Genomic DNA, 24,952 nt, shown 5'->3' with positions numbered 1-24,952 from the left:
TTTTAAAAAGATAAAAACTATCAGGTGGTTATCTTTCATAAATTGGTTCTTCTTTTAAAGCAGGTCTAGTCTTCTTTCATCGTCGGTAGCAACGCACATGAGCCGACCCGAAGAGGAAGAGGAGAGAACCATGTCGAACCCAGGTAAATGCCCGTTCAACCATGTGGCGGGCGGTGGCACCACGAACAGGGACTGGTGGCCTAATCAGCTGCGTGTAGACCTGCTCAACCAGCACTCCGAAAAATCCAATCCGCTCGGCGAGAAGTTCAATTACGCCGAAGAATTCAAGAAGCTCGACTACAAGGCGCTCAAGGCTGATCTGGTCAAGTTGATGACCGACTCCCAGGACTGGTGGCCTGCCGATTTCGGCCATTACGGTCCGCAAATGATTCGTATGGCCTGGCACGCTGCAGGTACCTACCGCACTACCGATGGCCGCGGTGGCGGTGGTCGTGGGCAGCAGCGCTTTGCTCCGCTCAATTCCTGGCCAGACAACGTCAACATCGACAAGACCCGCCGCTTGCTGTGGCCAATCAAGCAGAAGTATGGCCAGCAGATTTCCTGGGCTGACCTGTTGATTCTCGCCGGCAACGTGGCGCTGGAGTCCATGGGCTTTCGTACCTTCGGTTTCGCCGGTGGCCGTGAGGATGTATGGGAGCCGGATATGGACGTCAACTGGGGCGCCGAGCTGCAGTGGCTGGGCGTCGATCCCGAGCGGGTCAAGGGCGACCGAGAGCTGAGCGCGCCCTTTGGTGCGACTCACATGGGCCTGATCTATGTGAATCCGGAAGGTCCTAATGCCAGCGGCGACTACCTGGAAGCTGCCAAGGACATCCGCGCCACCTTCTACCGCATGGCCATGAACGACGAGGAGATCGTTGCGCTGATCGCCGGTGGTCACACCTTCGGCAAGGCACACGGTGCTGCGCCTGAGTCGCACAAGGGGCCGGAGCCGGAAGCCGCAGGTATCGAGGCCCAGGGCCTGGGCTGGATGAGCAACTTCGGCAGCGGACATGGCAAGGACACCGTTTCCAGTGGCCTGGAAGTGACCTGGACCAAGACCCCGGCGCTGTGGAGCAACAATTTCTTCGAGAACCTGTTCAAGTACGAGTGGGAGCTGACCAAGTCGCCTGCCGGCGCCAAGCAGTGGGTCGCCAAGGATGCCCCGGAGATCATTCCGGATGCCCACATCCCGGGTAAATTCCACAAGCCGACCATGCTTACCACCGACCTGACCCTGCGCTTCGACCCGGAGTTCGGCAAGATCTCCAAGCGCTTCCTCGACGACCCGCAAGCCTTCGCCGAAGCCTTCGCTCGCGCCTGGTTCAAGCTGACTCACCGTGACATGGGGCCGAAGGCCCGCTACCTGGGCCCGGAAGTGCCGAAAGAGGATCTGATCTGGCAGGATCCGTTGCCGGCGCCCACGCACAATCCCAGCGCACAGGACATCGCCGACCTGAAGGCTAAGATTGCCGCGTCCGGTCTGTCGGTGGGTGATCTGGTCTCGGTCGCCTGGGCGTCTGCCTCCACCTTCCGTGGTGGCGATAAACGCGGCGGCGCTAACGGCGCACGCCTGGCGCTGGCGCCGCAGAAGGATTGGGCAGTCAACCAGCGTGCAATCAAGGCGCTGCCCAAGCTGGTCGACATCCAGAAGGCGTCCGGCAAGGCGTCGCTAGCCGATGTCATCGTGTTGGCCGGTAATGTCGGGGTTGAGCAGGCTGCCAAGGCTGCTGGAGTGAGTGTGGATGTGCCTTTCGCCGCGGGGCGTGTCGATGCCCGTCAGGATCAGACCGACATCGAGATGTTCGAGGTGCTTGAGCCGGTGGCCGATGGTTTCCGCAACTACAGCAAAGGCAACCTGGGTGTGCCGAGCGAGGCCATGCTGGTCGACAAGGCGCAACTGCTCACCCTGACTGCGCCTGAACTCACTGCGCTGGTCGGTGGACTTCGCGTGCTGGGGGCCAATTACGATGGCGGTGCCCACGGCGTGTTTACCGACAAGGTGGGCGTGCTGAGCAACGACTTCTTCGTCAACCTGCTGGACATGGGGGTGGAGTGGAAGGCGAAGGATGCCGAGGCAGAGGTGTTCGAGGGCAAGTGCCGCAAGACGGGGCAGGTGAAATATACCGGTACCCGTAGCGACCTGGTCTTCGGCTCCAACTCGGTGCTGCGCGCCTACGCCGAGGTCTACGCCAGCGCCGACGGCAAGCAGAAGCTGGTCAAGGACTTCGTCGCCGCCTGGACCAAGGTGATGAACCTGGATCGTTTCGATCTGGCCTGATTCGCCTGCAATACGAAAAAGCCCCGCCAGTGCGGGGCTTTTTCTTGTCAGGTGCGATCGCGCTCCAGTAGCGGTTTGAGGAAGTGCCCGGTGTGCGAGGCCGGGTTGGCGGCGACGTCTTCCGGGGTACCGGTAGCGATGATCATGCCGCCCTTGGAGCCGCCCTCGGGGCCGAGGTCGACCAGCCAGTCGGCGGTCTTGATCACGTCCAGGTTGTGCTCGATCACCACCACGGTGTTGCCGTGGTCGCGCAGGCGGTGCAGCACGTCGAGCAGCTGCTGGATATCGGCGAAGTGCAGGCCGGTGGTCGGCTCGTCGAGGATATACAGGGTCTTGCCGGTGTCGCGCTTGCTCAGCTCGCGGCTCAGCTTGACCCGCTGCGCCTCGCCGCCGGACAGGGTGGTCGCGCTCTGGCCCAGCTTGATGTAGGACAGGCCCACGTCGACCAGGGTCTGTAGTTTGCGCGCCAGCGCCGGCACGGCATCGAAGAACACGCGGGCTTCCTCGATGGTCATGTCGAGCACCTCGGTGATGCTTTTGCCCTTGTACTTCACCTCCAGGGTTTCGCGGTTGTAGCGCTTGCCCTTGCACACGTCGCACGGCACGTAGATGTCCGGCAGGAAGTGCATCTCCACCTTGATCACGCCGTCGCCCTGGCAGGCCTCGCAGCGGCCGCCCTTGACGTTGAAGCTGAAGCGGCCCGGGCCGTAGCCGCGCGAACGCGACTCCGGAACACCGGCGAACAGCTCGCGGATCGGCGTGAACAGGCCGGTGTAGGTTGCAGGATTCGAGCGCGGTGTACGGCCGATCGGGCTCTGGTCGATGTCGACCACCTTGTCCAGGTGCTGCAGGCCGTCGAACGAGTCGTGCGGGGCGGCTTCCAGGGTGGTGGCACCGTTCAGCGCGGTGGCGGTGAGCGGGAACAGGGTGTTGTTGATCAGCGTCGACTTGCCCGAGCCGGACACGCCGGTGACGCAGGTGAGCAGGCCGACCGGAATCTCCAGGTCGACGTTGCGCAGGTTGTTGCCGCGCGCGCCCTTGAGCTTGAGCAGCTTGTTCTTGTCGCGCGGGGTGCGCGTGGCCGGGTAGCGGATCTTCTCGCGGCCGGAGAGGTACTTGCCGGTCAGCGAGTCGGGGTGGTTCATCACCTCGTCCGGGGTACCCTCGGCGACCACGCGACCGCCGTGCACGCCGGCGCCGGGGCCGATGTCGACCACGTAATCGGCCAGGCGGATGGCGTCCTCGTCGTGCTCGACGACGATGACGGTGTTGCCCAGGTTACGCAGGTGGGTGAGGGTGCCCAGCAGGCGCTCGTTGTCGCGCTGGTGCAGGCCGATGCTGGGCTCGTCGAGGATGTACATCACACCCACCAGGCCGGCGCCGATCTGGCTGGCCAGGCGGATACGCTGGGCCTCGCCACCGGACAGGGTGTCGGCGCTGCGGTCCAGGGTCAGGTAGTCGAGGCCGACGTTGACCAGGAACTGCAGACGCTCGCGAATCTCCTTGAGGATCTTCTCGGCGATCTCGCCGCGGCGCCCCGTCAGACTCATGCCGCCGAAGTAGTCGCAGGCCTCGCCCACGGGCAGGCCGGTGACGGCCGGCAGGGTACGCTCGCCGACCCACACATGGCGCGCCTCGCGGCGCAGGCGGGTGCCTCGGCAGTCCGGGCAGGGCTGGGTACTGAGGAACTTGGCCAGCTCTTCGCGCACGGTGGCCGACTCGGTCTCGCGGTAACGGCGCTCGAGGTTGGGGATGATGCCCTCGAACGGGTGCGAGCGTTTGACGATGTCGCCGCGGTCGTTGAGGTACTTGAAGTCGACGTTCTGCGTGCCGCTGCCGAACAGGATGACCTTCTGGTGCTCGGCGGCCAGGTCGTCGAACGGCTCCTCCAGGCTGAAGCCATAGTGCGCGGCCAGCGAGCCGAGCATCTGGAAGTAGTAGACGTTGCGCCGGTCCCAGCCACGGATCGCGCCTTCGGCCAGGGTCAGTTCGCCGTTGACCAGGCGCTTGGCGTCGAAGAACTGCTTCACGCCCAGGCCGTCGCAGGTCGGGCAGGCGCCGGCCGGGTTGTTGAAGGAGAACAGCTTGGGTTCCAGCTCGCTGATCGAGTGGCCGCAGTGCGGACAGGCGAAGCGCGCGGAGAAGATGATTTCCTCACCTTCCTCGTCGTCCATGGGCGCGACCAGGGCAATGCCGTCGGCCAGGTTGATGGCGGTCTCGAAGGATTCGGCCAGGCGCTGCTGCAGGTCCTCGCGCACCTTGAAGCGGTCGACCACCACGTCGATGGAATGCTTCTTCTGCTTGTCCAGCTTGGGCAGCTCGTCCATCTCGTAGATGCGGCCGTTGACCCGGGCGCGGACGAAGCCCTGGGCGCGCAGCTCGTCGAACACCGCCAGGTGCTCGCCCTTGCGTTCGCGGATCACCGGGGCCAGCAGCATCAGCTTGCGGCCCTCGGGCAGGGCCAGCACCTGGTCGACCATCTGGCTGACGGTCTGCGCTTCCAGCGGCACGTCGTGGTCCGGGCAGCGCGGGATGCCGACGCGGGCGTAGAGCAGGCGCAGGTAGTCGTAGATCTCGGTGATGGTGCCCACCGTCGAGCGCGGGTTGTGCGAGGTGGACTTCTGCTCGATGGAAATGGCCGGTGAGAGGCCCTCGATGGTGTCGACGTCGGGCTTCTCCATCATCGACAGGAACTGCCGCGCATAGGCCGACAGGGACTCGACGTAGCGGCGCTGCCCCTCGGCGTAGAGGGTGTCGAAGGCCAGCGATGACTTGCCGGAACCGGACAGGCCGGTGATCACGATCAGCTTGTCGCGCGGCAGGGTCAGGTCGACGTTCTTGAGGTTGTGGGTGCGCGCACCCCGGATCAGAATCTTGTCCACGAACGGCCTCGCAGGTGGCGGGCGGAAACGGCGAAGTATACGGCCGTGGGCTGCCACGCGGCAAAGCGCCGCGCCTGTGATGGCGAGGCCGCTGCTGCTAGAATCGCCGGCTCATTTGTACAGGGTTATTCGATGCAGGATTTGCACAGCGAGCGCATGAGCGCCCGTGAGACGCGCGCGGCAGGCGGCCTGGCCATGGTCTTTGCGTTTCGCATGCTTGGCATGTTCATGGTCCTGCCGGTGCTGGCCACCTATGGCATGGACCTGGCCGGCGCTACGCCGGCACTGATCGGCCTGGCCATCGGCGCCTACGGCCTGACCCAGGCGGTGCTGCAGATTCCCTTCGGTATCCTCTCCGACCGCATCGGCCGTCTGCCGGTCATCTACGGTGGCTTGCTGATCTTCGCCGCCGGCGCTGCCCTGGCGGCTAATGCCGACTCTATCTGGGGCGTGATCGCCGGCCGCGTGCTGCAGGGAGCCGGCGCGATCTCGGCGGCGGTGATGGCGTTGCTCTCGGACCTGACCCGCGAGCAGCACCGCACCAAGGCCATGGCCATGATCGGCATGAGCATCGGCCTGTCGTTCGCCGTGGCCATGGTGGTCGGTCCGTTGCTGACCAGCGCCTTTGGCCTGGCCGGGCTGTTCTGGGTCACCGCCGGCATGGCGTTGGTCGGCATACTGATCATTGCCCTGTTCGTGCCGCGGGCTTCCAGCACCTTGCAGCACCGTGAGTCGGGCGTGGCGCGCCAGGCCCTGCTGCCTACGCTGCGCAACACGGAACTGCTGCGCCTGAACCTGGGCATCGGCACCCTGCATGCCATTCTCATGGCCAGTTTCGTGGTGTTGCCGCTGGCGCTGGTCGACCAGGGCGGCCTGCCCAAGGAGCAGCACTGGTGGGTTTACCTCAGTGCGCTGCTGGTGGGCTTCTTTGGTATGGTGCCGTTCATCATCTACGCCGAGAAGAAGCGTCAGATGAAGCGCGTGCTCAGCGGCGCGGTGCTGGCACTGGTACTCTGTGAGCTGTACTTCTGGGCGTTCGGCCACAGTCTGGCGGCGCTGGTGATCGGCTTCATCCTGTTCTTCACGGCCTTCAACCTGCTCGAGGCCTCGCTGCCCTCGCTGGTGAGCAAGGTGGCGCCGGCCGGCGGCAAGGGCACGGCCATGGGCGTTTACTCCACCAGTCAGTTCCTTGGGGCGGCCGTGGGCGGCATTCTCGGTGGCTGGTTGTACCAGCAGGGTGGCTTGGCCTACGTGTTCGTCGGCTGTGCGCTACTGGGGCTTCTCTGGCTGGCGGCAGCTGCTACTATGCGCGAGCCGCCTTATGTGACCAGTCTGCGCCGCCCGCTTGCCGAGACGGCGTTGGCCGACAGCGGACTGGTGGGGCGACTCCTCGCGATACCCGGCGTCAGCGACGCCATCGTGGTGGCTGAGGAGGCCGCGTTGTACATCAAAGTGGATACCCAACAATTGGACCGCGTGTTGCTCGAGCAGGTGCTCGAAGAGGCCGCGGAGACGCAGAACGCTTAGGAGAACGAAATGGCCCGTGGGGTTAACAAAGTCATTCTGATTGGCAACGTCGGCGGCGACCCGGAAACCCGTTACCTGCCCAACGGCAATGCGGTGACCAACATCACCCTCGCCACTACCGACAGCTGGAAGGACAAGCAGACCGGCCAGCAGCAGGATCGCACCGAATGGCACCGCGTGGTGTTCTTCGGCAAGCTCGCCGAGATCGCCGGCGAATACCTGCGCAAGGGCAGCCAGTGCTACGTCGAAGGCCGTCTGCAGACCCGCGAGTGGGAGAAGGACGGCGTCAAGCGCTACACCACCGAGATCGTGGTCGACATGAACGGTACCCTGCAGCTGCTCGGCAGCCGCGGTGGCAATAACGAAGGCGGTGGCGACTATGCCCCGCGCCAGCAGTCGCGCCCGGCGCCGCAGCAGGCTGCGCAACGTCCGGCGCCGCAACCGGCCGCCCAGCAACCGGCTGCGGATTACGACAGTTTCGACGACGACATTCCGTTCTGACGGTTTGCGCCGTGACCAGAAGCCCGCCTATTGGCGGGCTTTTGCATTTATGCCGGTTGTGGTTCGGCTGGCGGGCGGGCCATGCAAATTGCACGGCTGTCGAGGCCCATCGTGCACTCTGCAATGTCGCCTTGTTTCTTCTATTGGTTAAGTATTTGATTTTTAAAGATATTTATTTTCTTGTCAGGTGGCATGACTGCTGCAATCGATCAGGTATTTCCAGCCATTATCGAGAGCCGAGCCATGCACGCTGCCATCAAGGAATTCTGCGACGCCTTCCCTGCCCACGAGATTGACTTCAAGCCCCGACCGGACGGCACGCTGCTGCTAACCCTGCGCCAGCCCGGCCAGGTGCCGCTGAGCCAGGCTATCGACAAGGCGAGGCTGCTTGAGCCTGCAAGTGTGCGTGAGTTGATCCACGACCTTACCCTGGGCCTGCGCCGCGCCAATGGCCAGGCGCTGCTGGCCGATGACTGCGCAGGCTGGTGCCCCCGTGAGTTGCCAACCTTTTCCGGCGAACCGCTGCACGTGCCGGCGGTTCGCACTCTTGTGTACCGGGGCAAGATGCGCGGTGAGTCTGTCCAGTGTCTGTAATGTCGCTGCTGAGTGATCTTCAGGCGCAAGGCGAGGACTGTTCCCCGCGCTTCAGCGGCTCGCCTTGCCAGCAGGTGTTGGCGAAAGCGGCCAAGTCACGCAGGCTGGCCGCGGCTTCAGGCAGCAACGGGTGGAAGGTCGGCCAGACGTGGGCCTGGCCCCGCCAGATATCCAGGCGTACGGCAACGCCGGCCCGATCCATGCGTTCGGCCAAGCGGAGTGAGTCGTCGCGCAGGACCTCGTTGTCGCTGACCTGAATCAGCACTGGTGGGAAGCCGCTGAAGTCGCCATAGAGAGGGGAGGCCAGCGGTGAGGCGCCGTCCTGGCCTGCCAGGTATGTCTCGGCGGCGCGGCGGATGCTGTTGGCATCGAACATCGCACAGCTTTTGCCGTTGCTGTGCAGCGACTCGCCCGTGGCGAGCAGGTCGGTGTAGGGCGACAACAGCATGGCGCCGCCCGGCAGGGGCTGGTCGGCGGCCTTGAGCGCATGGATCAGGGCCAGTGCCAGGCCGCCGCCGGCAGAATCACCAGCCAGCAGGATGCGCCTTGCCGGGAAGCGCTGGAGCAACCAGGCATAGGCCGCCAGGGCATCCTCCACGGCAGCAGGGAAGGGCGCTTCGGGTGCCAGGCGGTAGTCGAGGGAAAACAGTTCGCAGTTGCTGAATTTGGCCAGGTGGGTGGTAAAGCTGCGGTAGGTGCGCGGCGAACCGAACACATAGCCACCGCCGTGCAGGTAGAGCAGGCACTGGTCAGCCGGTGCCGCGCTGGGTTGGTGCCACTCGCCACGAACCGGGCCCTCTTCGACGGCCCGTATGCTGACGCCGAGGCAGGTCTTGCGTTTGGCGCTGCTGCGCTCCAGCCAGCGCCGAAAGCGTTGCGGGTCGAAATCCGCGCTGGTCAGCTTGGGCTTCAGACGCCAGCGCAGCAGCGTGCTGAGCAGGCGCGAACGGATCGAGCGCTTATTGACCAGGCGCTGGTCGATCATTTGGCGCTCCTCTTCTGTCCGGCTGCGCGGCCCAGGAGGCGATTGATCAGGCCGGTATGCGCGTTGGGGAGCAGGCGCTGCAGCAGGTCGATGAACTTGGCGTCGTGGCCCACGAGGATGCGCTCACGGCGCTGCAGAATGCCTTCGATGATGACCCGTGCGGCCTCAGTGGGCGACAGTTTCAGGGTGTTTTTCTCCAGGCGCTCGACCAGGGCCTGTGGGTCGTCGACGGCCTGATCGAAACAGGCGCTGCGGGCAATGCGTGTGCGTACCCCGCCGGGGTGCACGCAGGCCACATGCACGCCGTCGGCCTTGAGCTCCTGACGCAGGGATTCGGTGAAGCCGCGCACGGCGAATTTGCTCGCGCAGTAGTGCGCCTGGCCGGCAACGCCGATCAGGCCGAACAGGCTGGAGAGATTGACCAGGCTGCCACGGCTGGCCCGCAGGGCGGGCAGGAAGGCGCGGCTGCCGTGCACCACGCCCCAGAAGTTAACGTCGAGTACCGTGCGGAAGGCCTCTGGCGAGGTCGAGGCGAAGTCGCCGAAGCGGGTGATGCCGGCGTTGTTGATGAGCACATCGACCGTGGTGAAGGTCGCCAGAACCTGCTCGGCAAAGTCGTCTACCTGGGCCGCATCGCTGACATCCAGGGTGTAGCCCTGCAACGGGCCGGCACCGGCCAGGCGCGCCTGGATCAGGGTCTCGTTGAGGCTCTGGCGGTCTATGTCGGCCAAGGCCAGACCGTGGCCGAGTGAAGCCAGCTGCAGGGCCAGCTCTCGTCCTATGCCGCTGCCGGCGCCAGTGATCACCGCGTTCTTGCTGTGCATGTCCGCTCAACCTCTATAACGGGTTATGGCGAGATTTCATTGTTCGAGTACGTGGCAATATTCCGAATGGGGGAGGTGCAGTCAATTGCGTGTGACCGACTGGTCTGCCGTGAATGATTTGGCACAGCCTGGCTGATGGTGGCGAGAGAGCTGCCGCCGTCGCGTACCCGCGAGGCAGGCGGCAGCACGCGGAAGGCCGCGCGCTGCCGGAGGCATCAGTGGAAGGGGAAGAAGTAGTTCATCCACGAGGCCATGCGCAGCAGGATCTTGCGCATGACGGCGACGTGGTGCATGTGCTGGGTGTAGATCGCCGCCTGGCCGTAAGCACCGCCGGGGATCTGCTCGCGATAGGCGTCGAAGTCCGGGTCGTTGATGTCCAGTACTACCGGTACACGGCCGGGAGGTGGCGAGCCGGTGAAGGAGACGAGGTTGCCCGTGGCCTGCACTTCGCCTTCGCCAATCAGTGGCAGTACCTGGCGTACCTTGGCTGAGAAGACCCGGCCGGGCAGGCTGTCGAAGGCCACTTCGGCCTCTTCGCCGACCAGCAGGCGCAGCTGACTGTTCTGCCGCATCCAGGCCACGATGAAGGTGCTTTCGTCGGGCACGAAGACCATGGCCGGGCGCAGAGGCAGTTTCACCGCACGCACGCCAGGGCGCAGGAATACCTGCAACACCATGCCGTCCGACGGGGCCCTGACCACCGCACTGTCGAGGTTGAACTGGGCGCCGATCAGCTGCGCTTGCAGGTCGTCGACCCGCGCGTTGGCCTGGTCCAGGTCGCGGCGGTTGCCCAGGTTGCGCTGGGCCAGGGTGGCGGCGCGGTACTGGTCAGCCTTGGCCGAGACCAGTTGTGCTTTGATCGATTTGACCTTGCTCTCGAAGGGGGTCGGGTCGATGCGAAACAGCACGTCCCCCTGCTTGACCTTCTGGTTGGCGCGAATGGGGACTTCGACCACCTGGCCGCTGACCGAGGGCACGATGGGCACGCTGATGAAGTAGCTACGGGTCACTTCCGAGTAGGGGTGGTTGTAGTTCATGACGAACACCAGGGCCCCGACGATCACCACGCCACCCAGTGCCGCGGTGGGCACCGACCACTTGTTCAGTGGAATCTTGAAGACCTTGAAGATCACCACGCAGATCGCGGCATAGGTCAGCAGCAGCAATAGATCCATGTTATTGCTCCTCTGCGGGTTGGCTGGCGGTGGCTGGTTCAGCGGGTTTGCCCGGCGTGACCTGGGCGAGTGCGGCCTTGAGCTCAGCAACCTGTTGCTCCAGCGCTGCCAGGCGCTGTTCGTCAGCCTTGAGCGGGGTAGAGAAGCCCCAGCCGCGATCCTCTCGATACAGGGTTGCCCAGATCCACAGGAAGGGCCACAGCACATGCAGGGTGAACAGGCTGACCCAGCCGGCCACATGGATAGCGTCCTGCTGCGGGTGATTGCGGTGTTTGGCGATTTCGTAGGGAATATCGTGAATCGCGATGATGCCGTAGAACAGCACCAGTACGACGATGACCAGGATGGCCAGGGCGACGTAGTCGAGCATTTAACCTCCGCGTCCGTTGCTGGTAGAAACTGTTGCCCAGACTATCAGTGCGCAATGCGCTCTGGCGATCAAATAAACGTGCGTCAGGTGCGACGCCATGTCCATGTGGTTTCTGTGGGCTTGTCGCTAGAATGCCGGCAGCCTCACAGGGACGCCCCTTGAACCCACTCAGCCGCAATTTCCGCGATTGGCTCTACGCCTTTGCCCTGGTGGGCATGCTCCTGCGTGTGAGCATGCCGCTGTGGGCACTGCCGCAGATGAGTGAGGGCGGCTTCGTGCTGATGTGCGGCTCGCAGGGGCTGCACTGGCAGCTCGGCGAGGATGGCAAGGTCGCCTCGCAGCAGTTGCCCTGCGCCCAGTGCAGTGCGCAGGCGGCCAGCGTGCAGAGTTTCCCCTTCAGCCCACCACCGCCTCTGGTTGTGCCGGTCGAGCGTCCGCGTTTCGCCGAGGTGCTGAGCCTTCAGCCACCGTTTCTGGTAGCCCCGCCCGGCAGGGCCCCGCCACAGCTTTCCTGAATCCGCATCACTCGCCCTCGTCGCGAGGGCGTTGCGCTGTCTCACATTTCAGGAAACACCATGACTGCATCCGTTTTCATGCCGGCGCGTGCCGGCCGTCTGCCCTTCATTTTCTCTGCCCTTAGCCTGGCGATCAGCGCGCCTGCATGCGCCGAAGAAATCGCCGGCAACGAACTGACTCCCACGGTGATCACCGCCGTGCAGCAGAGTTCGCCGCTGACCATCGAGGCCGATCCCAAGAGTGCCCGCCAGCCGGTGCCGGCCAGCGACGCCAGCGACTACCTGAAGACCATTCCCGGTTTCTCCGCCATCCGCAGCGGCGGCACCAACGGCGACACGGTGCTGCGCGGCCTGTTCGGTTCGCGCATCAACCTGCGCACCGACGGTGGCCTGATGCTGGGGGCCTGCCCCGGTCGCATGGATGCGCCGAGCGCCTACATCTCGCCGGAAACCTACGACAAGCTGACCGTGATCAAGGGCCCGCAGACCGTGCTCTGGGGGCCGGGCGCCTCGGCCGGCACCGTGCTGTTCGAGCGCTTCGGCGAGCTGGGCTCGCGCCTGCATGCCAGCGTGCTGGCCGGCTCCAACGGTCGTTTCGACAAGGTGTTGGATGGCGCCGTCGGTGGCGAGCAGGGCTACCTGCGTTTTACCGGCAACCAGGCGCAGTCCGATGACTACCAGGATGGCGATGGCGATACCGTGCCCTCGCGCTGGAAGAAGTGGAACGGCGATGTGGCCATCGGCTGGACCCCGGACGACGACACCTTGCTGGAGCTGACGGCCGGCAAGGGTGATGGTGAAGCCCGCTACGCCGGGCGGGGTATGGACGGTTCGCAGTTCGTGCGTGAAAGCCTCGGCCTGCGTTTCGAGCGGGGCAATCTGGGCGGGGTGCTGGATAAGATCGAGGCACAGGTTTACTACAACTACGCCGACCACATCATGGACAACTTCAGCCTGCGTCAGCCCGACCCGAACAGCATGATGGCCATGCCCATGGCTGCGCAGGTGGACCGGAGCACCGTTGGCGGGCGCCTCGCGGCGACGTTCAAGTGGGCCGATGTGGAGCTGGTTGCCGGCGTCGACGCGCTGCGCAGCGAGCACCGTGAACGCAGCTCGACCTACAGCATGATGAACGGCTACGTCGACGCCGATGCCTACCCCTGGAGCAAGGATGCCGTCAGCCACAACTATGGGCTGTTCGGCGAGGCCACCTGGTACGCCGCCGAGCGCAATCGTCTGATCGCCGGCGCGCGTCTGGATCGCGCCTCGGCCAAGGATTACCGCGCCACCCAGCACAGCGGCATGATGTCCGTGGCCAACCCAAGCCGGGGTGACCGCCGCGAAGACACCCTGCCCAGCGGCTTCGTGCGTTACGAGCATGACCTGGCTGACGCGCCGACCACCCTGTATGCCGGCCTCGGCCATGTGCAGCGCTTCCCCGACTACTGGGAGCTGTTCTCGCCCAACTCCGGGCCGAATGGCAGCGTCAACGCTTTCGAGGGCATCCAGCCGGAGAAGACCACCCAGCTCGACTTCGGCATGCAGTACAACGGTGGCGATCTGCAGGCCTGGGCCTCCGGCTACGTCGGCCAGGTGCGCGATTACATCCTGTTCAGCTACCAGAGCGGCATGATGGGCATGAGCCGCTCGACCGCCGACAACGTCGATGCGCGCATCATGGGCGGTGAGCTGGGCGCCAGCTATCGCCTGCGCGACCACTGGAAGACCGACGCTACCCTGGCCTACGCCTGGGGCAAGAACAGCTCGGATGACCAGGCACTGCCGCAGACGCCACCGCTGGAGGCGCGTCTGGGCCTGACCTACGAACGTGAGGATTGGAGTGCTGGTGCCCTGTGGCGGGTGGTCGACAAGCAGTCGCGCGTGGCCGAGGGCAAGGGCAATGTGGTGGGGCAGGACTTCGCTGAAACCGGCGGTTTCGCTGTGTTCTCGCTCAACAGCGCCTATCGCGTCAGTGAGCACGTCAAGCTCAGTGCCGGTGTCGACAACCTGTTCGACAAGGATTACGCCGAGCATCTCAATCTCGCCGGCGACGCCGGTTTCGGTTACCCGGCCGATCCGGTGGCCATCGACGAGCCGGGGCGTACCCTGTGGGCCAAGGTCGATTTCGACTTCTAAGCCATCCCGGAGCCCGCCCATTGGCGGGCTCTTGCTGTCCGTGGAAACCCTTCGCTAATGGTCGATACCGGCTGCCCATGTGGGTGAATGACGGTTGGGGCTGGCCGTCTCCGGCGCTTTGCTGGTCTATACCCCTGGAGCGGCTGGCCGGCACCCAGGTCAAGCGCTGATCACCAGGCTACATGGCCAGCAGTGGTGGGGTGGGAGCTGGTGGCGGCGGCCAGCCGTGAACCTGCAGTACTGGCTGTTAAGTTGCGTGGCCAGGCGAGCCTCTATCGGCCATGGCCGGGCGGGTGATCGGCCCGCGCTAGTGACGTGCCTGCGCGAAACCCGCAGAATGCCGTTTTTGCTCCGTCGCCAGGTGGGGTTTTCTTTGGGTCTGTCGGGTCTTGTGCTGAATCATGCGAATGCGGTTGTTGTTACTGGGCGGGGGTAATTCCCTGGGGCAGGCGCTGGTGCGTCAGGGGGCTGAGGAGGACATTGGCTTCCTGGCGCCGCGTCCGCCGGAAGGCGGCTGGGATGCGGCAAGCCTCACCCAGTTGCTCGACGAAACGCGCCCCGATGCGCTGATCAACCTTGCCTACTATCAGGACTGGTTCCAGGCCGAGCACTTCGACGAGCCGCGTTTTGCCCAGCAGGAGCGAGCCGTCGAACGCCTGGCCGAGCTGTGCCAGCATCATGAGATTCTGCTGCTGCAGCCTTCCAGCTATCGGGTATTCGATGGCTCGCGGGCCACGGCCTATAGCGAAAAGGACGAGCCGGTGCCGCTCGGTCTGCGTGGCCAGGCCCTGCTGCGCATCGAGCAGTGCGTGCGGGCCACCTGCCCACGGCATGTGTTGTTGCGTTTCGGCTGGCTGCTGGATGACAGCGCCGATGGGCTGCTGGGGCGCTTCCTGCAGCGTGCCGAGCGCGAGCAGGAGTTGCTGATGGCGGATGACCGTCGCGGTAATCCGACCCCGGTGGACGATGCTGCACGCGTGATCCTCGCCGTGCTCAAGCAACTGGACTGCCAGAGCCCGCTGTGGGGCATCTACCATTACGGCAGTCACGAGGCGACCACGCCGTTGGCGCTGGGCCAGGCCATTCTCGGTGAGGCCCGCACCCTGCATCCGCTCAAGGTGCAGGAGATCGGCGCCCAGGCCCATGCCGCGCGGGCCGATGCCGCGGAAGAGCCGCAGCACGCGGTGCTGGCCTGCAAGAAGATCATGCACACCTTCGGCATCAAGCCGCGCGCCTGGCGAGCCGGCCTGCCGGCGTTGCTGAACCGTTACTACCGACATGCCTGAGAACCCCATGAGCGACTCTCCAATTCTGCTCACCGGCGGCGCCGGCTTTATCGGCTCGCACCTGTGCGATGCCCTGCTTGCGGCCGGTTACCGGGTGCGGGTACTGGACAACCTGTCTACCGGCCGGCGCGACAACCTGGCGCTGAGCAATCCGCGGCTGGAACTGATCGAGGGCGATGTGGCCGACGCGGCGCTGATGCGCCGCGCCGTAGCCGGATGCCAGGCGGTCGCTCACCTGGCCGCAGTGGCCTCGGTACAGGCCTCGGTGGATGACCCGGTGAGCACGCACCAGAGCAATTTCATCGGCACGCTCAACCTCTGCGAGGCCATGCGCGAGGCCGGTGTGAAACGTGTGCTGTTCGCCTCCAGCGCCGCTATCTACGGCAACAATGGCGAAGGCGTGGCGGTGACCGAGGACACCGCCAAGGCCCCGCTGACGCCCTATGCGTCCGATAAGCTGGCCAGCGAACACTACCTGGACTTCTATCGTCGCCAGCATGGCTTCACCCCGGCGATCTTCCGCTTCTTCAATATCTACGGGCCGCGTCAGGACCCGTCATCGCCCTATTCCGGGGTGATCAGCATCTTCACCGAGCGCGCTCTGGCCGGGCAGCCGATTACCGTCTTTGGTGATGGCGAGCAGACCCGCGACTTCTTCTACGTGGCGGACCTGGTGCCGCTGCTGGTGCAGGGTCTGACCGCTGCCGAGGTGGCGCCCGAGGCGGTGAATGTGGGGCACAACCAGTCGGTCAGCCTCAATCAGCTGCTGGCGGCCATTCGTCAGGTGCTCGGCGAGTTACCTGACGTCAGTTACGGCGAAGCCCGTCCGGGGGATATCCGCCACTCCCGCGCCGATAACAGCCTGCTCCGCCAGCGCTATCAGCTGGTATCCGCTACGCCGTTGGCCGAGGGGTTGGCGCGTCTGCTGGGGCGCTGATCTCGACAGGATGAAAAAGCCCCGCGGATGCGGGGCTTTTTCGTGGGGCGGGCAGGGCTTAGAACTTGTAGCCCAGGCCGATCATGTAGACGAACGGGTCGACATCCACGTCCACTTCGACCTCGCGGCCACCGTAGCTGGTGCTGCCGGTGGTGTCGATGTCGATGTAGCGCACCTGGGCGTTGAGCATCACGTTGTCGGTCAGCATGTAGTCCATGCCGATTTGCGCGGACAGGCCCCAGGAGTCGTCCAGGTCGAGGCCGCTGAAGCCCTTGTCTTCCGCCTCGCTGGACAGCTCGGTGTCGAAGAACCAGGTGTAGTTGATGCCCGCGCCGACATAGGGCTGGAAGGCGGATGCGGCGTCCAGCGGGTAGTACAGCACGCTCAGGGTCGGCGGCAGGTGCTTGAGTTCGCCGAGCTTGCCGTTGAGGCCGGCAAAGGCGCCGGGCATGCCCTTGACGCCGACGTCATGGCTGAACGGGGTGGCGGCGAGCAGCTCGACGCCGACGTGGTCGGTGACCATGTAGGCGAAGTTCAGGCCCAGCTGGGTGTCGCTGTCCAGCGTGGCCTTGGTGCCGGCCACGTCGGTGCCGAGGGCGCCGACCCAGATGTCGCTGCTGCTTTCATGCGGGTCGACGGTGATGGCGCCGGCACGGACGATGATGTCGCCGGCCTTGTGGGCCTGCGCCAGCGGCGCGCCCAGAGCAAGGGCGATCAGGGAGGTGGCGAGCAGGGTCTTCTTCATCTTGGGCTCCGTAGGATGACGGTCAGCAATGTGTGTTGGCTGACTGTCATCCTACGGAGCACCTGTAGGCGATCTCTTGACCTGGCTCAATGGCCGCGCACGCTGTGGGTGCGGCGGCCTGTCGCACTACATCTCGTAGGGATAGATTTTTTCAGCGGCAACCTGATAACCGGCGGTGCCCATTTCGCTGCTGCGCGAGCCGACCTTGAGCGGCCCTTCGATCCAGAACGGCTGGTACAGCGCATCCAGCAGCACGCCCAACTCGGCGGTGACGTGGACGATCTGGTTGGACGGCGGTGGCGGTACGTGGATGCAGGCGCCGAAGTAGGGCACGAAAAGGAACTCGGTCACCCGGCCTTCCTCGGTCACGTCCAGCGGCACGACGTAGCCGGGCAGCTTGATCTGCTGGCCGTCCAGCTCCTTGACCACCGGTGCATCCGGCATCGACTGCTGGGCCGCCGGGCCGCTCTCGGCGGCCAGGGCATCGGCCAGCTGGGTGAGGTCGTGTATTGGCATCTGCTGCTGCGGCGGCAGCGGTGGTGCATCTGCAGGAATCAGCTCGCTCCAGGTCAGCTCGCGGATATTGTCTGCCAGCGCGGGGGCTGACCCTGTTGGGATGGCGATGGCCAGCAGCAGGGCGAGCAACAGGTGACGCATGGGCAACCTCACAGACGAATGGACAGGCCGTCGGCCAGCGATTGCCGATAGGCGCGCCAGGCCGGCACGGCGCCCATCAGCAGGGCGGCCCCCAGAATACCTGCGAGCAGGCGCCACTCATAGTGGCTGGGTAGGGCGAGTGGCAGATACAGACCGTACTGTGCCTGCACCCATCCCTGACTGACGGCAATGCCGCCGTACAGCAGGGCCAGGCCCAGTACCGCGCCCGCCACGGCCAGCACCAGCGCTTCCAATACCAGCAGGCCGGCGATATGCCAGGGCCGCGCGCCCACCGAGCGCAGGATGGCCATTTCACGGCGACGTTCGTTGAGGCTGGTGAGAATCGCCGTGAGCATGCCGATCAGGCCGGTCAGCACGACGAACAGCGAGACCACGAACAGTGCCTTCTCCGCGGTGCCCATCAGGCTCCACAGCTCCTGCAGGGCCACGCCGGGGAGAATCGCCAACAACGGCTCGCCACGGTATTCGTTGACCTGGCGCTGCAGGGTGAAGGTAGCGATCTTGCTCTTCAGGCCGAGCAACATGGCGGTAATGGCTTTGGGCTGCAGCTGCAGCTCGCGCGCCTGTTCGGCCGAGACCTTGCCCGCGCCACGCGCCGGCATGCCGTTCTGCCAGTCGACATGCAGCGCTTCCATTCCCTCCAGGGAGATGTGCAGGGTCCGATCCACCGGCGTACCGGTGCGGGCGAGGATGCCGACCACGCGGAACGGCTTGTCGTCGTGCTGGGTCAGGCTGACCGTGGCAACGCCATGGGCCAGGACGATGCGGTCACCCAGCCGGTACTTCAGTGCCTCGGCCACTTCGGCGCCCAGCACCACGTCAAACAGATCGGCGAAGGGTTTGCCCTGCGCCAGCTGCAGGCTCTGGCCGCGGCCATAGTGGTAATGCTCGAAATAGCCGACATTGGTGCCCAGCACCCGGTAACCGCGATGTGAGTCACCCAGTGACAGAGGTATCGCCCACTTCACCTGAGGGTGTTTGGCCAGGGTCTCGTAGCTGTCCCAGCGGATATTGTTGGTGGCGTTACCGATACGGAACACCGAATACAGCAGCAGGTTCACCGAGCCGGAGCGGGCGCCGACGATCAGGTCGGTGCCGCTGATGGTGCTGGCGAAGCTGGCCCGCGCCTCGGTGCGCACCCGCTCGACGGCGAGCAGCAGGCATACCGAGAGGGCGATGGCGAATACCGTGAGCAGCGCGGTGAAACGGCGATTGGCCAGGCTGGCCAGGGCGATGCGCAATAAGTGCATGTCAGATCTCCGCCGGTCGAGTGGCGCGATTCAGTTCGGCCAGCGAGACGTCGCGGTCGAAGAGCGGCGCCAGGCTCTGGTCGTGACTGACGAACAGCAGGCTGGCGCCGGCCTCGCGACACTCGGCGAACAGCAGCCGGAGGAAGGCCTCGCGGGCGTCGTGATCCAGTGCCGAAGTCGGTTCGTCGGCGATCACCAGCTCCGGTTGCCCAATCAGCGCGCGGGCGGCGGCCACCCGCTGTTGCTGACCGATGGACAGCGTGTCGGCGCGGCGCTCCAGCAGTTCCGACTTGAGCCCGAGGTGGGCGAGCAGCTGCGCGGCGGCTGCAGTGACGCTACCAAAGCGTTCGACGGCACGGGCGGTACGGGTTTTCGAAAAGCGGCAGGGCAGTTCGACGTTTTCCCGCACCGAGAGAAAGGGCAGCAGATTGAATTGCTGAAAGATGTAGCCGGTGTGGTCGACGCGGAAGCGATCACGGGCACCGGACGACATCTGCGCCAGTTCCTGGCCGAGCAGGCGCAAGCTGCCGCGACCGGGTTTTTGCACGCCGCCGAGCAGGCCCAGCAGGGTGGTCTTGCCGCTGCCGCTGGGGCCCTTGAGGAACAGGCTTTCGCCGCGTTGCAGGGTGAAGGTGGGGATGTCCAGCAGCTCGGCCTGGCCGGGCCAGGCGAAGCCTACGTCGGAGAGTTCGATCAGTGCGTCGGGCATGGGCGATTCGCGTGTCGGAGGTGGTCGACAGCTTAAAGGCAAGCAAGCAACGGCGCACCCGCAAGTGCGCCGCTAAAGGTCAGAAGCTCAGGCGCGAATGGTTCGGCGTGAGTTCGGCGCCCTGCTGGCCGCTCGGGCCAATCAGCTGCACTTCCAGCTTCTCGGTGTCCGGGAAGGTGCTGAAGAAGCTGCCCAGCTCCAGGGTCTTCAATGCCTCGGCATGGGCGCAGGTGAAGTGGTAGCTGGCCTCGATATCGCTGTGTGCAGCCTCGTCTTCATGGCCATGATCGTCGTGTTCGTGTTCGTGTTCGTGCTCGTGCTCGTGCTCGGCATGTTTGGCGTCAGCGAACAGCGGGCTTTGCAGCTCGGTTTCCTTGAGGCTGCACTTGGCTTCGGCGGGCAGGGCGAACAGTGCCTGAGGCTGCTCCAACTGCTTGCGGGCGGCCGTCACCTTGGCCTTGTCGGCGTCACTGTTGGCAGCATGCTCGAAGCCAACCAGGTTCATGGCCGGGCTTTCCAGCTGGATCTCCAGGGTTTGACCGTCCAGCGCCACGTTGAGGCTGGCCACGCCATGTTCGTGTTTACCGAGGCTGCCGTGAGTTTCATGGGCATGGTCGTGATCATGCTCGTGGCTTGAGGCCTGGGCGAGCGCCAGGGGCAGCAGGGCGAGAGGGAGGGCGAGCAGGGTGCGGCGCATGGGTAAACTCCGGCGGTCGTTTTGTTAGGTTATTTTGTAACACTTGGGCGGTGCGATTGGCCAGTCTCACTTGGCGTGGCAGCATGGCTGCTGGATCTACGGGAGCGGGAACGATGCTGCGAATCAAGGGCCGGGTTGGCGAATGGCCGGTGGACCTGACGGTGGAGATGGATGCCGAGGACTGGGCTCAGCTGGCGGCTCACCTGCCGCTGGAGGCGCCGCCAGCGGTTGCCAGCCCGGCGCCGGCCGGCAGTTCGGCGGACGCTCTGTGGCCGCTGGCGCTGCAATTGTTGCAACGTGCCGGTAGCCTGGAAGGCCCGCAGCTGCTTGGCGAGTTGGCGGCATTGGCAGGCAGCGATGCGGCGGGCAAGCGTTTGTTGGTGCGCTTGCGCCATAGCGCCCAGGTGCAGGTGGAGAGCGGCGCCGATGCGCCGCTGTACCGCTGGATCGGCTAAAGGCCGCTGGCCTCAGGCCTGGCCTGCCTGGTTGATCGTCACGCCCGGTGCACCGTGCTGCAGCCGTGTGCGGATGGCGTCGGGAATGGCGGTCTTGCGGTAGTGCTGGGCATCCACCATGACGTAGGTGACTTCGCAGCGGGCAATGGCCGCCTGATCGGCGTGGCGGCGGATATCGACTTGCAGGCTGAACGAGCTGTTGCCCAGGTGCAGGGTGCTGACGTCCAGCTGCAACACGTCGTCGAAGCGTGCCGGCGCCTGCCATTCGGTCACCATGCGCACCACCTGGCTGTCCAGGCCCTGCTCCAGAAGGGCCTGGTAGCTGCCGAACACGGCGCGGTAGAACTCCGTGGCCGCCACATCGACGTAATCGCCGTAGCGGGCGTTGAACACTACCTGCTGGGCGTCGCACTCGCCGTAGCGCACCCGTAGCAGCAGGCCGAAGGGCGCCATCAGTAGATCGCCTGGTACAGCTTGCGACGGTACTGGGTGACCAGCGGATGGTCGTTGCCGAGCAGGTCGAACACCTGCAGCAGGGCCTTGTGCGCCGCGCCTTCCTGGAAGCTGCGGTTACGCACGAACAGCTTGAGCAGACCTTCCAGCGCGGCTTCGTACTGCTGGCGCGCCAGTTGCTGGATGGCTAGCTGGTAGGCCGCCTCATCATCCTCGGCGTTCTGCGCCAGGCGGCTTTTCAGCTCGGCGCTGTCCGGCAGGCTGGCGGCCTGACGCAGGAAGGTGAGCTGCGCCTTGGCGCCGGCCAGGGCCTGCTTGTGTTCGTCGCCCTTGACCGCGTTCAGCACGGCCTCGGCTTCGCCCAGTTCGCCGCGCTCGGCCAGGCAGCGGGCGTAGAGGATCAGTGCCGCGCCGTTCTCGTTGTCTTCGGTGAGGATCTGCTTGAGCAGATTTTCGGCGTCACCGAAACGTTCCTCGGCAAACAGTGCCTGGGCGGTTTCCATGGGGTCGGCCGCCAGCGGTGCCGGCTCAGCGACATGCGGCTTGAGCATCTCGCGAATCGCCGACTCCGGCTGCGCACCGGCGAATCCGTCGACCGGCTGACCGTCCTTGAACAGCACCACGGTGGGCAGGCTGCGGATGCCGAAGCGCATGACGATGTCCTGCTCGACATCGCAGTCGACCTTGGCCAGCAGCAGTTCGCCGCGGTATTCCTCGGCGATCTTCGCCAGCATCGGCATCAGTGCCTTGCACGGCGCGCACCACTCGGCCCAGAAGTCCACCAGTACCGGCTTGTGGAAAGAGTTTTCGATCACCAGCTGCTCGAAGCTGGCGGCGCCGGAAACGTCGAAGATGTAGGGAGTATCGCTCATGGGAGTTCTCGATTGGTGGTCCGCTGCGCAGGGCGGGAAACAGTGATGCGACTATAAATGCGGGCGCCGCCCGGTGGATACAAGTAGCCCGGATGCAATCCGGGGGGCTGGCTGTAACCCTCTCCCCCGCCCCTCTCCCACAAGTGGGAGAGGGGCGCGTCCGGATTGCATCCGGGCTACGGGCGCTTGGCGTGATACAGGCTGACGTTGCGAAACTCCGCCGGCTCGGCCAGGTCCGGCCAGGTGCAGGCGTCGAGCAGGCCGAGGCGGGTGTACAGCGGATGCTGGAAGTCCTTGACCCGCGAGTCGGCCACCAGCGCCTCCTTGCCGCGGCTCAGAAACGCGTCGAGCAGCGGCAGGTTGGCGCGGTCGTAGAGCACGTCGGCGACGATAATCAGGTCGAAGCGGCCGTCCTCGGCGAAGAAGTCCAGCGAGTAGCTCAGCTCCACGCCGTTCAGCTCGGCGTTGGCCCGGCAGGATTCGATGGCCAGCGGGTCGAGGTCGCAGGCCACCACTTCCGTCGCACCGGCCTTGGCGGCGGCGATGGCCGCCACACCGGAACCGGCGCCGAAATCCAGCACGCGCTTGCCGCGCACCCACTCGGGCTTTTCTGCCAGCCAGCGCGCCAGGGCCAGGCCGCTGGCCCAGCAGAAGCTCCAGTAGGGCGGCTCTTCGAGGATGCGTCGGGTTTCTTCCGGGCTGAAGCAGCGGTCCATGTTGCTCGGGTCGACCAGCCACAGGCGGATGTCGGTGCCCGGCAGGGTCTCGGCGCTCAGGCGGGCGTCGCCGAGCAGTTGTTGCAGGGCGTTCTGCAGCGTTTCAGGTGGCGTCATGGGGCTTTCACCAGCGACAGGGTGCCGACGTCGTGGCTGCCAGCCTGGGTGACCGGACGCGGAGGCAGGCGCAGGATCAGGCGCCCGGATTGGCTGATGCGGGCGCGCAGTTCGACCCGTGCAGCGCTGGGAAAAGACGCTGGGTTGAACGGCAAGCGAAACGGCAGTGCCTGGCCATCGCCCGTCAGCTTGAGACTGCCCAGCAACTGCTGCGGCCGATCGCGCTCGTCCACTACCAGCAGGGCAATTTCCACCTCGCTGCCAGGCGGTGGCGTCAGCAGGCTGCCACGCAGCTCGCGCAGATGCGCCGGCAGCGGCTGTTCGACGGGGGCGGCTGGCGTCTTCGCCGGCGCGGGTGTAGCGAGAGGCTCGGGCTGGGGTGGCTCGCTGGCGCAGGCACTCAGGAGCAGGCTCAGGCAGATCAGGAGGTGGCGAATAGTCATGGCGGCATCCGGATGCGGCGGTGCTATGTGAAATAGCGCAAAAAACGCGCGCCTGTATACCGGAAAGCCTCTGGCTTGTCTTTCTGGCGCACCCTTGCGCTACCATGAGGCACCTTTTCGCCGGGGCTTTTTCTTCATGCACTGTCCGTTCTGCGCCACCCACGACACCAAGGTCATCGATTCCCGCCTGGTCGCCGAGGGCGAACAGGTACGCCGGCGCCGCGAGTGCGTGGCCTGTGGCGAGCGTTTCACCACCTTCGAGACCGCCGAACTGGTGATGCCGCGCCTGATCAAGCAGGACGGCAGCCGCCAGCCGTTCGACGAGGAAAAGCTGCGTGCCGGCATGCAGCGCGCGCTGGAGAAGCGCCCGGTCAGTGTCGAGCGCCTGGAAGAGGCCATCGCCCATATCAAGCAGAAGCTGCGCGCCACCGGCGAGCGCGAGATCAAGTCGCTGGTGCTGGGTGAGCTGGTGATGACCGAGCTGCAGAAGCTCGACGAAGTGGCCTACATCCGCTTCGCCTCGGTGTACCGCCGCTTCCAGGACCTCAACGAATTTCGCGAGGAAATCGAGCGTCTGGCCCGGGAGCCGTCCAAGGCATGAGCCAGGTCGATCAGCAATTCATGGCCCGCGCGCTGGAGCTGGCGCGCAAGGGGCTGTATTCCACCCATCCCAATCCACGCGTGGGCTGCGTCATCGTTCGCGACGGCAAGATCGTCGGCGAAGGCTGGCACGCCAAGGCCGGCGAGCCGCATGCCGAAGTCCATGCCTTGCGCCAGGCCGGCGAGCTGGCCCGTGGCGCCACCGCCTATGTGACGTTGGAGCCGTGCAGCCATCATGGGCGCACGCCGCCTTGCGCCGAGGCGCTGGTGAGCGCGGGGGTCGCAAGGGTGGTGGCGGCCATGCAGGACCCCAATCCGCAGGTCGCCGGCAAAGGGCTGCTGCGCCTGATGGAGGCCGGCATTGCCGTGCACAGTGGAGTATTGGAGACCGAGGCGCGCGAGCTCAATGCTGGTTTCATCAAGCGCATGGAACAGAGCCTGCCGTTCGTGCGGGTCAAGCTGGCCATGAGCCTGGACGGCCGTACGGCCATGGCCAGCGGCGAGAGCCAGTGGATTACCGGTCCCGAAGCGCGCGCGGCCGTTCAGCGCCTGCGGGCGCGCTCCAGCGTGGTGATCACCGGGGCCGACACCGTGCTGGCCGATCAGGCGCGCCTGACCGTGCGTGCCGAGGAGCTGGGGCTGAATGCCGAGCTGACATCACTGGCCATCGATCGTCCGCCGCTGCGCGTGCTGATCGACGGACGGCTGCGCGTGCCGCTGTCTGTGCCGTTTTTTCAGGCTGGCCCGGCGCTGGTCGCCACCTGTGCCGCAGCCGCGGCCCGTGACCGCTTTCTCCAGGAGGGCCATGAATTGCTGGCGGTGCCGGGCAGCAATGGCCATGTCGACCTGCGCAAGCTGCTGATGGAGCTGGCCGCACGGGGTGCCAACGAGGTGCTGGTCGAAGCGGGGCCCAAGCTGGCCGGCGCCTTTGCTCGCGCGCATCTGGTCGACGAGTTCCAGTTGTTCGTCGCACCCAAGTTCCTCGGCTCCAGCGCTCGCCCGCTGCTGGACTGGCCGCTGGCGCGCATGGTCGAAGCGCAGGAACTGGAGATCCGCGATATCCGCGCAGTCGGCGCCGACTGGCGCATCACCGCCGTGCCGCGTAAGGCGTCGTAGGTCGCGTAGGTTGGGTTGAGCGCAGCGAAGCCCAACGCACTGTCCTGTGGATCGAATTGGCTCTCTTTGCTCGCCGGTTTCGGCGCGC

General features: G+C 65.3%; 25 protein-coding genes. 11 read left to right on the top strand and 14 right to left on the bottom strand.

Annotated features, from left to right (window positions below):
* Positions 1-130: 130 nt before the first annotated feature.
* Entirely contained in the window at positions 131-2,281 is a 2,151-nt protein-coding gene (katG, locus tag P7A97_RS14425; RefSeq protein ID WP_277690650.1) for a catalase/peroxidase HPI, read from the top strand.
* 47 nt (positions 2,282-2,328) lie between these two features.
* Here katG and uvrA read toward each other — a convergent pair whose 3' ends face one another.
* Positions 2,329-5,163: an excinuclease ABC subunit UvrA gene (gene uvrA / locus P7A97_RS14420; protein WP_277690649.1), complete on the bottom strand. Its 2,835-nt coding sequence runs from the start codon at positions 5,161-5,163 to the stop codon at positions 2,329-2,331.
* 132 nt (positions 5,164-5,295) lie between these two features.
* Between uvrA and P7A97_RS14415 the strand changes: the two genes are divergently transcribed.
* The 3 genes from P7A97_RS14415 (at position 5,296) to P7A97_RS14405 (ending at position 7,785) form a co-directional block, all read left to right on the top strand.
* Positions 5,296-6,690 (top strand): MFS transporter, encoded by a 1,395-nt coding sequence (locus P7A97_RS14415; protein WP_277690648.1) that lies wholly within the window; start codon positions 5,296-5,298, stop codon positions 6,688-6,690.
* Between the two features lie 9 nt (positions 6,691-6,699).
* Entirely contained in the window at positions 6,700-7,191 is a 492-nt protein-coding gene (locus P7A97_RS14410; RefSeq protein WP_277690647.1) for a single-stranded DNA-binding protein, read from the top strand.
* A 243-nt stretch (positions 7,192-7,434) separates the two neighbouring features.
* The gene (locus P7A97_RS14405; protein ID WP_277690646.1) at positions 7,435-7,785 is read left to right on the top strand and encodes a DUF3509 domain-containing protein; all 351 of its coding nucleotides are present in this window, start codon (positions 7,435-7,437) and stop codon (positions 7,783-7,785) included.
* Positions 7,786-7,804: 19 nt separating this feature from the next.
* Here the strand turns inward: P7A97_RS14405 and P7A97_RS14400 are convergent, their stop codons facing one another.
* From P7A97_RS14400 to P7A97_RS14385, 4 genes are all read right to left on the bottom strand, one after another.
* On the bottom strand, positions 7,805-8,770 hold the full coding sequence (locus P7A97_RS14400; RefSeq protein ID WP_277690645.1) for an alpha/beta hydrolase: 966 nt from the start codon (positions 8,768-8,770) through the stop codon (positions 7,805-7,807).
* Positions 8,767-9,594, bottom strand: a complete 828-nt coding sequence (locus tag P7A97_RS14395) for an SDR family NAD(P)-dependent oxidoreductase (RefSeq protein WP_277690644.1) — start codon at positions 9,592-9,594, stop codon at positions 8,767-8,769. Before P7A97_RS14395 ends, P7A97_RS14400 begins: the two co-directional genes overlap by 4 nt.
* Positions 9,595-9,809: 215 nt before the next feature.
* Positions 9,810-10,769 (bottom strand): biotin/lipoyl-binding protein, encoded by a 960-nt coding sequence (locus P7A97_RS14390; RefSeq protein WP_277690643.1) that lies wholly within the window; start codon positions 10,767-10,769, stop codon positions 9,810-9,812.
* Between the two features lies 1 nt (position 10,770).
* The gene (locus tag P7A97_RS14385; protein ID WP_277690642.1) at positions 10,771-11,139 is read right to left on the bottom strand and encodes a DUF3302 domain-containing protein; all 369 of its coding nucleotides are present in this window, start codon (positions 11,137-11,139) and stop codon (positions 10,771-10,773) included.
* A 158-nt stretch (positions 11,140-11,297) separates the two neighbouring features.
* Between P7A97_RS14385 and P7A97_RS14380 the strand changes: the two genes are divergently transcribed.
* The 4 genes from P7A97_RS14380 (at position 11,298) to P7A97_RS14365 (ending at position 16,013) form a co-directional block, all read left to right on the top strand.
* On the top strand, positions 11,298-11,654 hold the full coding sequence (locus P7A97_RS14380) for a hypothetical protein (protein ID WP_277690641.1): 357 nt from the start codon (positions 11,298-11,300) through the stop codon (positions 11,652-11,654).
* Positions 11,655-11,732: 78 nt separating this feature from the next.
* Positions 11,733-13,790, top strand: a complete 2,058-nt coding sequence (locus P7A97_RS14375) for a TonB-dependent copper receptor (protein WP_277690670.1) — start codon at positions 11,733-11,735, stop codon at positions 13,788-13,790.
* Between the two features lie 401 nt (positions 13,791-14,191).
* The gene (locus P7A97_RS14370; protein ID WP_277690640.1) at positions 14,192-15,076 is read left to right on the top strand and encodes a sugar nucleotide-binding protein; all 885 of its coding nucleotides are present in this window, start codon (positions 14,192-14,194) and stop codon (positions 15,074-15,076) included.
* A gap of 7 nt (positions 15,077-15,083) precedes the next feature.
* Positions 15,084-16,013, top strand: coding sequence for an NAD-dependent epimerase/dehydratase family protein (locus P7A97_RS14365; protein ID WP_277690639.1), 930 nt, complete (start codon positions 15,084-15,086; stop codon positions 16,011-16,013).
* Positions 16,014-16,071: 58 nt separating this feature from the next.
* On the opposite strand, the gene P7A97_RS14360 is transcribed toward P7A97_RS14365, so the two are convergent.
* The 5 genes from P7A97_RS14360 to P7A97_RS14340 all read right to left on the bottom strand — a co-directional run bounded on the left by P7A97_RS14360 (position 16,072) and on the right by P7A97_RS14340 (position 20,092).
* Positions 16,072-16,758: an OmpW family outer membrane protein gene (locus tag P7A97_RS14360; protein WP_277690638.1), complete on the bottom strand. Its 687-nt coding sequence runs from the start codon at positions 16,756-16,758 to the stop codon at positions 16,072-16,074.
* Positions 16,759-16,884: 126 nt separating this feature from the next.
* Complete coding sequence (locus tag P7A97_RS14355) at positions 16,885-17,415, bottom strand: DUF3299 domain-containing protein (RefSeq protein WP_277690637.1); 531 nt, start codon at positions 17,413-17,415, stop codon at positions 16,885-16,887.
* An 8-nt stretch (positions 17,416-17,423) separates the two neighbouring features.
* Complete coding sequence (locus tag P7A97_RS14350) at positions 17,424-18,686, bottom strand: ABC transporter permease (protein ID WP_277690636.1); 1,263 nt, start codon at positions 18,684-18,686, stop codon at positions 17,424-17,426.
* 1 nt (position 18,687) lies between these two features.
* Positions 18,688-19,395 (bottom strand): ABC transporter ATP-binding protein, encoded by a 708-nt coding sequence (locus tag P7A97_RS14345; RefSeq protein WP_277690635.1) that lies wholly within the window; start codon positions 19,393-19,395, stop codon positions 18,688-18,690.
* 79 nt (positions 19,396-19,474) lie between these two features.
* Entirely contained in the window at positions 19,475-20,092 is a 618-nt protein-coding gene (locus P7A97_RS14340; RefSeq protein WP_277690634.1) for a DUF2796 domain-containing protein, read from the bottom strand.
* Between the two features lie 113 nt (positions 20,093-20,205).
* On the opposite strand from P7A97_RS14340, the gene P7A97_RS14335 reads away from it, so the two are divergent.
* A complete protein-coding gene (locus P7A97_RS14335; protein ID WP_277690633.1) occupies positions 20,206-20,547 on the top strand; it encodes a hypothetical protein in 342 nt (113 codons plus the stop codon).
* A gap of 12 nt (positions 20,548-20,559) precedes the next feature.
* Here P7A97_RS14335 and P7A97_RS14330 read toward each other — a convergent pair whose 3' ends face one another.
* The 4 genes from P7A97_RS14330 to P7A97_RS14315 form a co-directional block, all read right to left on the bottom strand.
* On the bottom strand, positions 20,560-21,000 hold the full coding sequence (locus tag P7A97_RS14330; RefSeq protein ID WP_277690632.1) for a thioesterase family protein: 441 nt from the start codon (positions 20,998-21,000) through the stop codon (positions 20,560-20,562).
* Positions 21,000-21,872, bottom strand: coding sequence for a thioredoxin (trxA, locus tag P7A97_RS14325; RefSeq protein WP_277690631.1), 873 nt, complete (start codon positions 21,870-21,872; stop codon positions 21,000-21,002). Before trxA ends, P7A97_RS14330 begins: the two co-directional genes overlap by 1 nt.
* Before the next feature lie 176 nt (positions 21,873-22,048).
* Positions 22,049-22,705: a 50S ribosomal protein L11 methyltransferase gene (locus tag P7A97_RS14320; protein ID WP_277690630.1), complete on the bottom strand. Its 657-nt coding sequence runs from the start codon at positions 22,703-22,705 to the stop codon at positions 22,049-22,051.
* Positions 22,702-23,148 carry a YbaY family lipoprotein gene (locus P7A97_RS14315; RefSeq protein WP_277690629.1) on the bottom strand — a complete coding sequence of 149 codons (447 nt, stop codon included), beginning with the start codon at positions 23,146-23,148 and terminating at the stop codon, positions 22,702-22,704. Before P7A97_RS14315 ends, P7A97_RS14320 begins: the two co-directional genes overlap by 4 nt.
* A gap of 136 nt (positions 23,149-23,284) precedes the next feature.
* Between P7A97_RS14315 and nrdR the strand changes: the two genes are divergently transcribed.
* A complete protein-coding gene (gene nrdR / locus P7A97_RS14310; RefSeq protein WP_277690628.1) occupies positions 23,285-23,749 on the top strand; it encodes a transcriptional regulator NrdR in 465 nt (154 codons plus the stop codon).
* Entirely contained in the window at positions 23,746-24,864 is a 1,119-nt protein-coding gene (gene ribD / locus P7A97_RS14305; RefSeq protein WP_277690627.1) for a bifunctional diaminohydroxyphosphoribosylaminopyrimidine deaminase/5-amino-6-(5-phosphoribosylamino)uracil reductase RibD, read from the top strand. The genes nrdR and ribD overlap by 4 nt, the downstream gene beginning before the upstream one ends.
* The last annotated feature ends 88 nt before the right edge of the window (positions 24,865-24,952 follow it).

The sequence above is a fragment of the Pseudomonas sp. GOM6 genome, from assembly GCF_029537485.1.
GTDB lineage: Bacteria > Pseudomonadota > Gammaproteobacteria > Pseudomonadales > Pseudomonadaceae > Aquipseudomonas.
The sequence above is the reverse complement of the archived record's forward strand: the minus strand, read 5'-3'. Positions and strand labels throughout refer to the sequence as shown.

Coding starts and splice junctions, on each gene's coding strand:
- P7A97_RS14395 (WP_277690644.1), bottom strand. CDS start 9,594: ATGCACAGCAAGAACGCGGTGATCACTGGCGCCGGCAGCGGCATAGGA.
- P7A97_RS14320 (WP_277690630.1), bottom strand. CDS start 22,705: ATGACGCCACCTGAAACGCTGCAGAACGCCCTGCAACAACTGCTCGGC.
- P7A97_RS14355 (WP_277690637.1), bottom strand. CDS start 17,415: ATGCGTCACCTGTTGCTCGCCCTGCTGCTGGCCATCGCCATCCCAACA.
- katG (WP_277690650.1), top strand. CDS start 131: ATGTCGAACCCAGGTAAATGCCCGTTCAACCATGTGGCGGGCGGTGGC.
- P7A97_RS14365 (WP_277690639.1), top strand. CDS start 15,084: ATGAGCGACTCTCCAATTCTGCTCACCGGCGGCGCCGGCTTTATCGGC.
- P7A97_RS14385 (WP_277690642.1), bottom strand. CDS start 11,139: ATGCTCGACTACGTCGCCCTGGCCATCCTGGTCATCGTCGTACTGGTG.
- P7A97_RS14335 (WP_277690633.1), top strand. CDS start 20,206: ATGCTGCGAATCAAGGGCCGGGTTGGCGAATGGCCGGTGGACCTGACG.
- P7A97_RS14340 (WP_277690634.1), bottom strand. CDS start 20,092: ATGCGCCGCACCCTGCTCGCCCTCCCTCTCGCCCTGCTGCCCCTGGCG.
- P7A97_RS14390 (WP_277690643.1), bottom strand. CDS start 10,769: ATGGATCTATTGCTGCTGCTGACCTATGCCGCGATCTGCGTGGTGATC.
- P7A97_RS14370 (WP_277690640.1), top strand. CDS start 14,192: ATGCGAATGCGGTTGTTGTTACTGGGCGGGGGTAATTCCCTGGGGCAG.
- P7A97_RS14345 (WP_277690635.1), bottom strand. CDS start 19,395: ATGCCCGACGCACTGATCGAACTCTCCGACGTAGGCTTCGCCTGGCCC.
- P7A97_RS14330 (WP_277690632.1), bottom strand. CDS start 21,000: ATGGCGCCCTTCGGCCTGCTGCTACGGGTGCGCTACGGCGAGTGCGAC.
- nrdR (WP_277690628.1), top strand. CDS start 23,285: ATGCACTGTCCGTTCTGCGCCACCCACGACACCAAGGTCATCGATTCC.
- trxA (WP_277690631.1), bottom strand. CDS start 21,872: ATGAGCGATACTCCCTACATCTTCGACGTTTCCGGCGCCGCCAGCTTC.
- P7A97_RS14415 (WP_277690648.1), top strand. CDS start 5,296: ATGCAGGATTTGCACAGCGAGCGCATGAGCGCCCGTGAGACGCGCGCG.
- P7A97_RS14410 (WP_277690647.1), top strand. CDS start 6,700: ATGGCCCGTGGGGTTAACAAAGTCATTCTGATTGGCAACGTCGGCGGC.
- P7A97_RS14315 (WP_277690629.1), bottom strand. CDS start 23,148: ATGACTATTCGCCACCTCCTGATCTGCCTGAGCCTGCTCCTGAGTGCC.
- P7A97_RS14350 (WP_277690636.1), bottom strand. CDS start 18,686: ATGCACTTATTGCGCATCGCCCTGGCCAGCCTGGCCAATCGCCGTTTC.
- P7A97_RS14360 (WP_277690638.1), bottom strand. CDS start 16,758: ATGAAGAAGACCCTGCTCGCCACCTCCCTGATCGCCCTTGCTCTGGGC.
- P7A97_RS14405 (WP_277690646.1), top strand. CDS start 7,435: ATGCACGCTGCCATCAAGGAATTCTGCGACGCCTTCCCTGCCCACGAG.
- P7A97_RS14375 (WP_277690670.1), top strand. CDS start 11,733: ATGCCGGCGCGTGCCGGCCGTCTGCCCTTCATTTTCTCTGCCCTTAGC.
- ribD (WP_277690627.1), top strand. CDS start 23,746: ATGAGCCAGGTCGATCAGCAATTCATGGCCCGCGCGCTGGAGCTGGCG.
- P7A97_RS14400 (WP_277690645.1), bottom strand. CDS start 8,770: ATGATCGACCAGCGCCTGGTCAATAAGCGCTCGATCCGTTCGCGCCTG.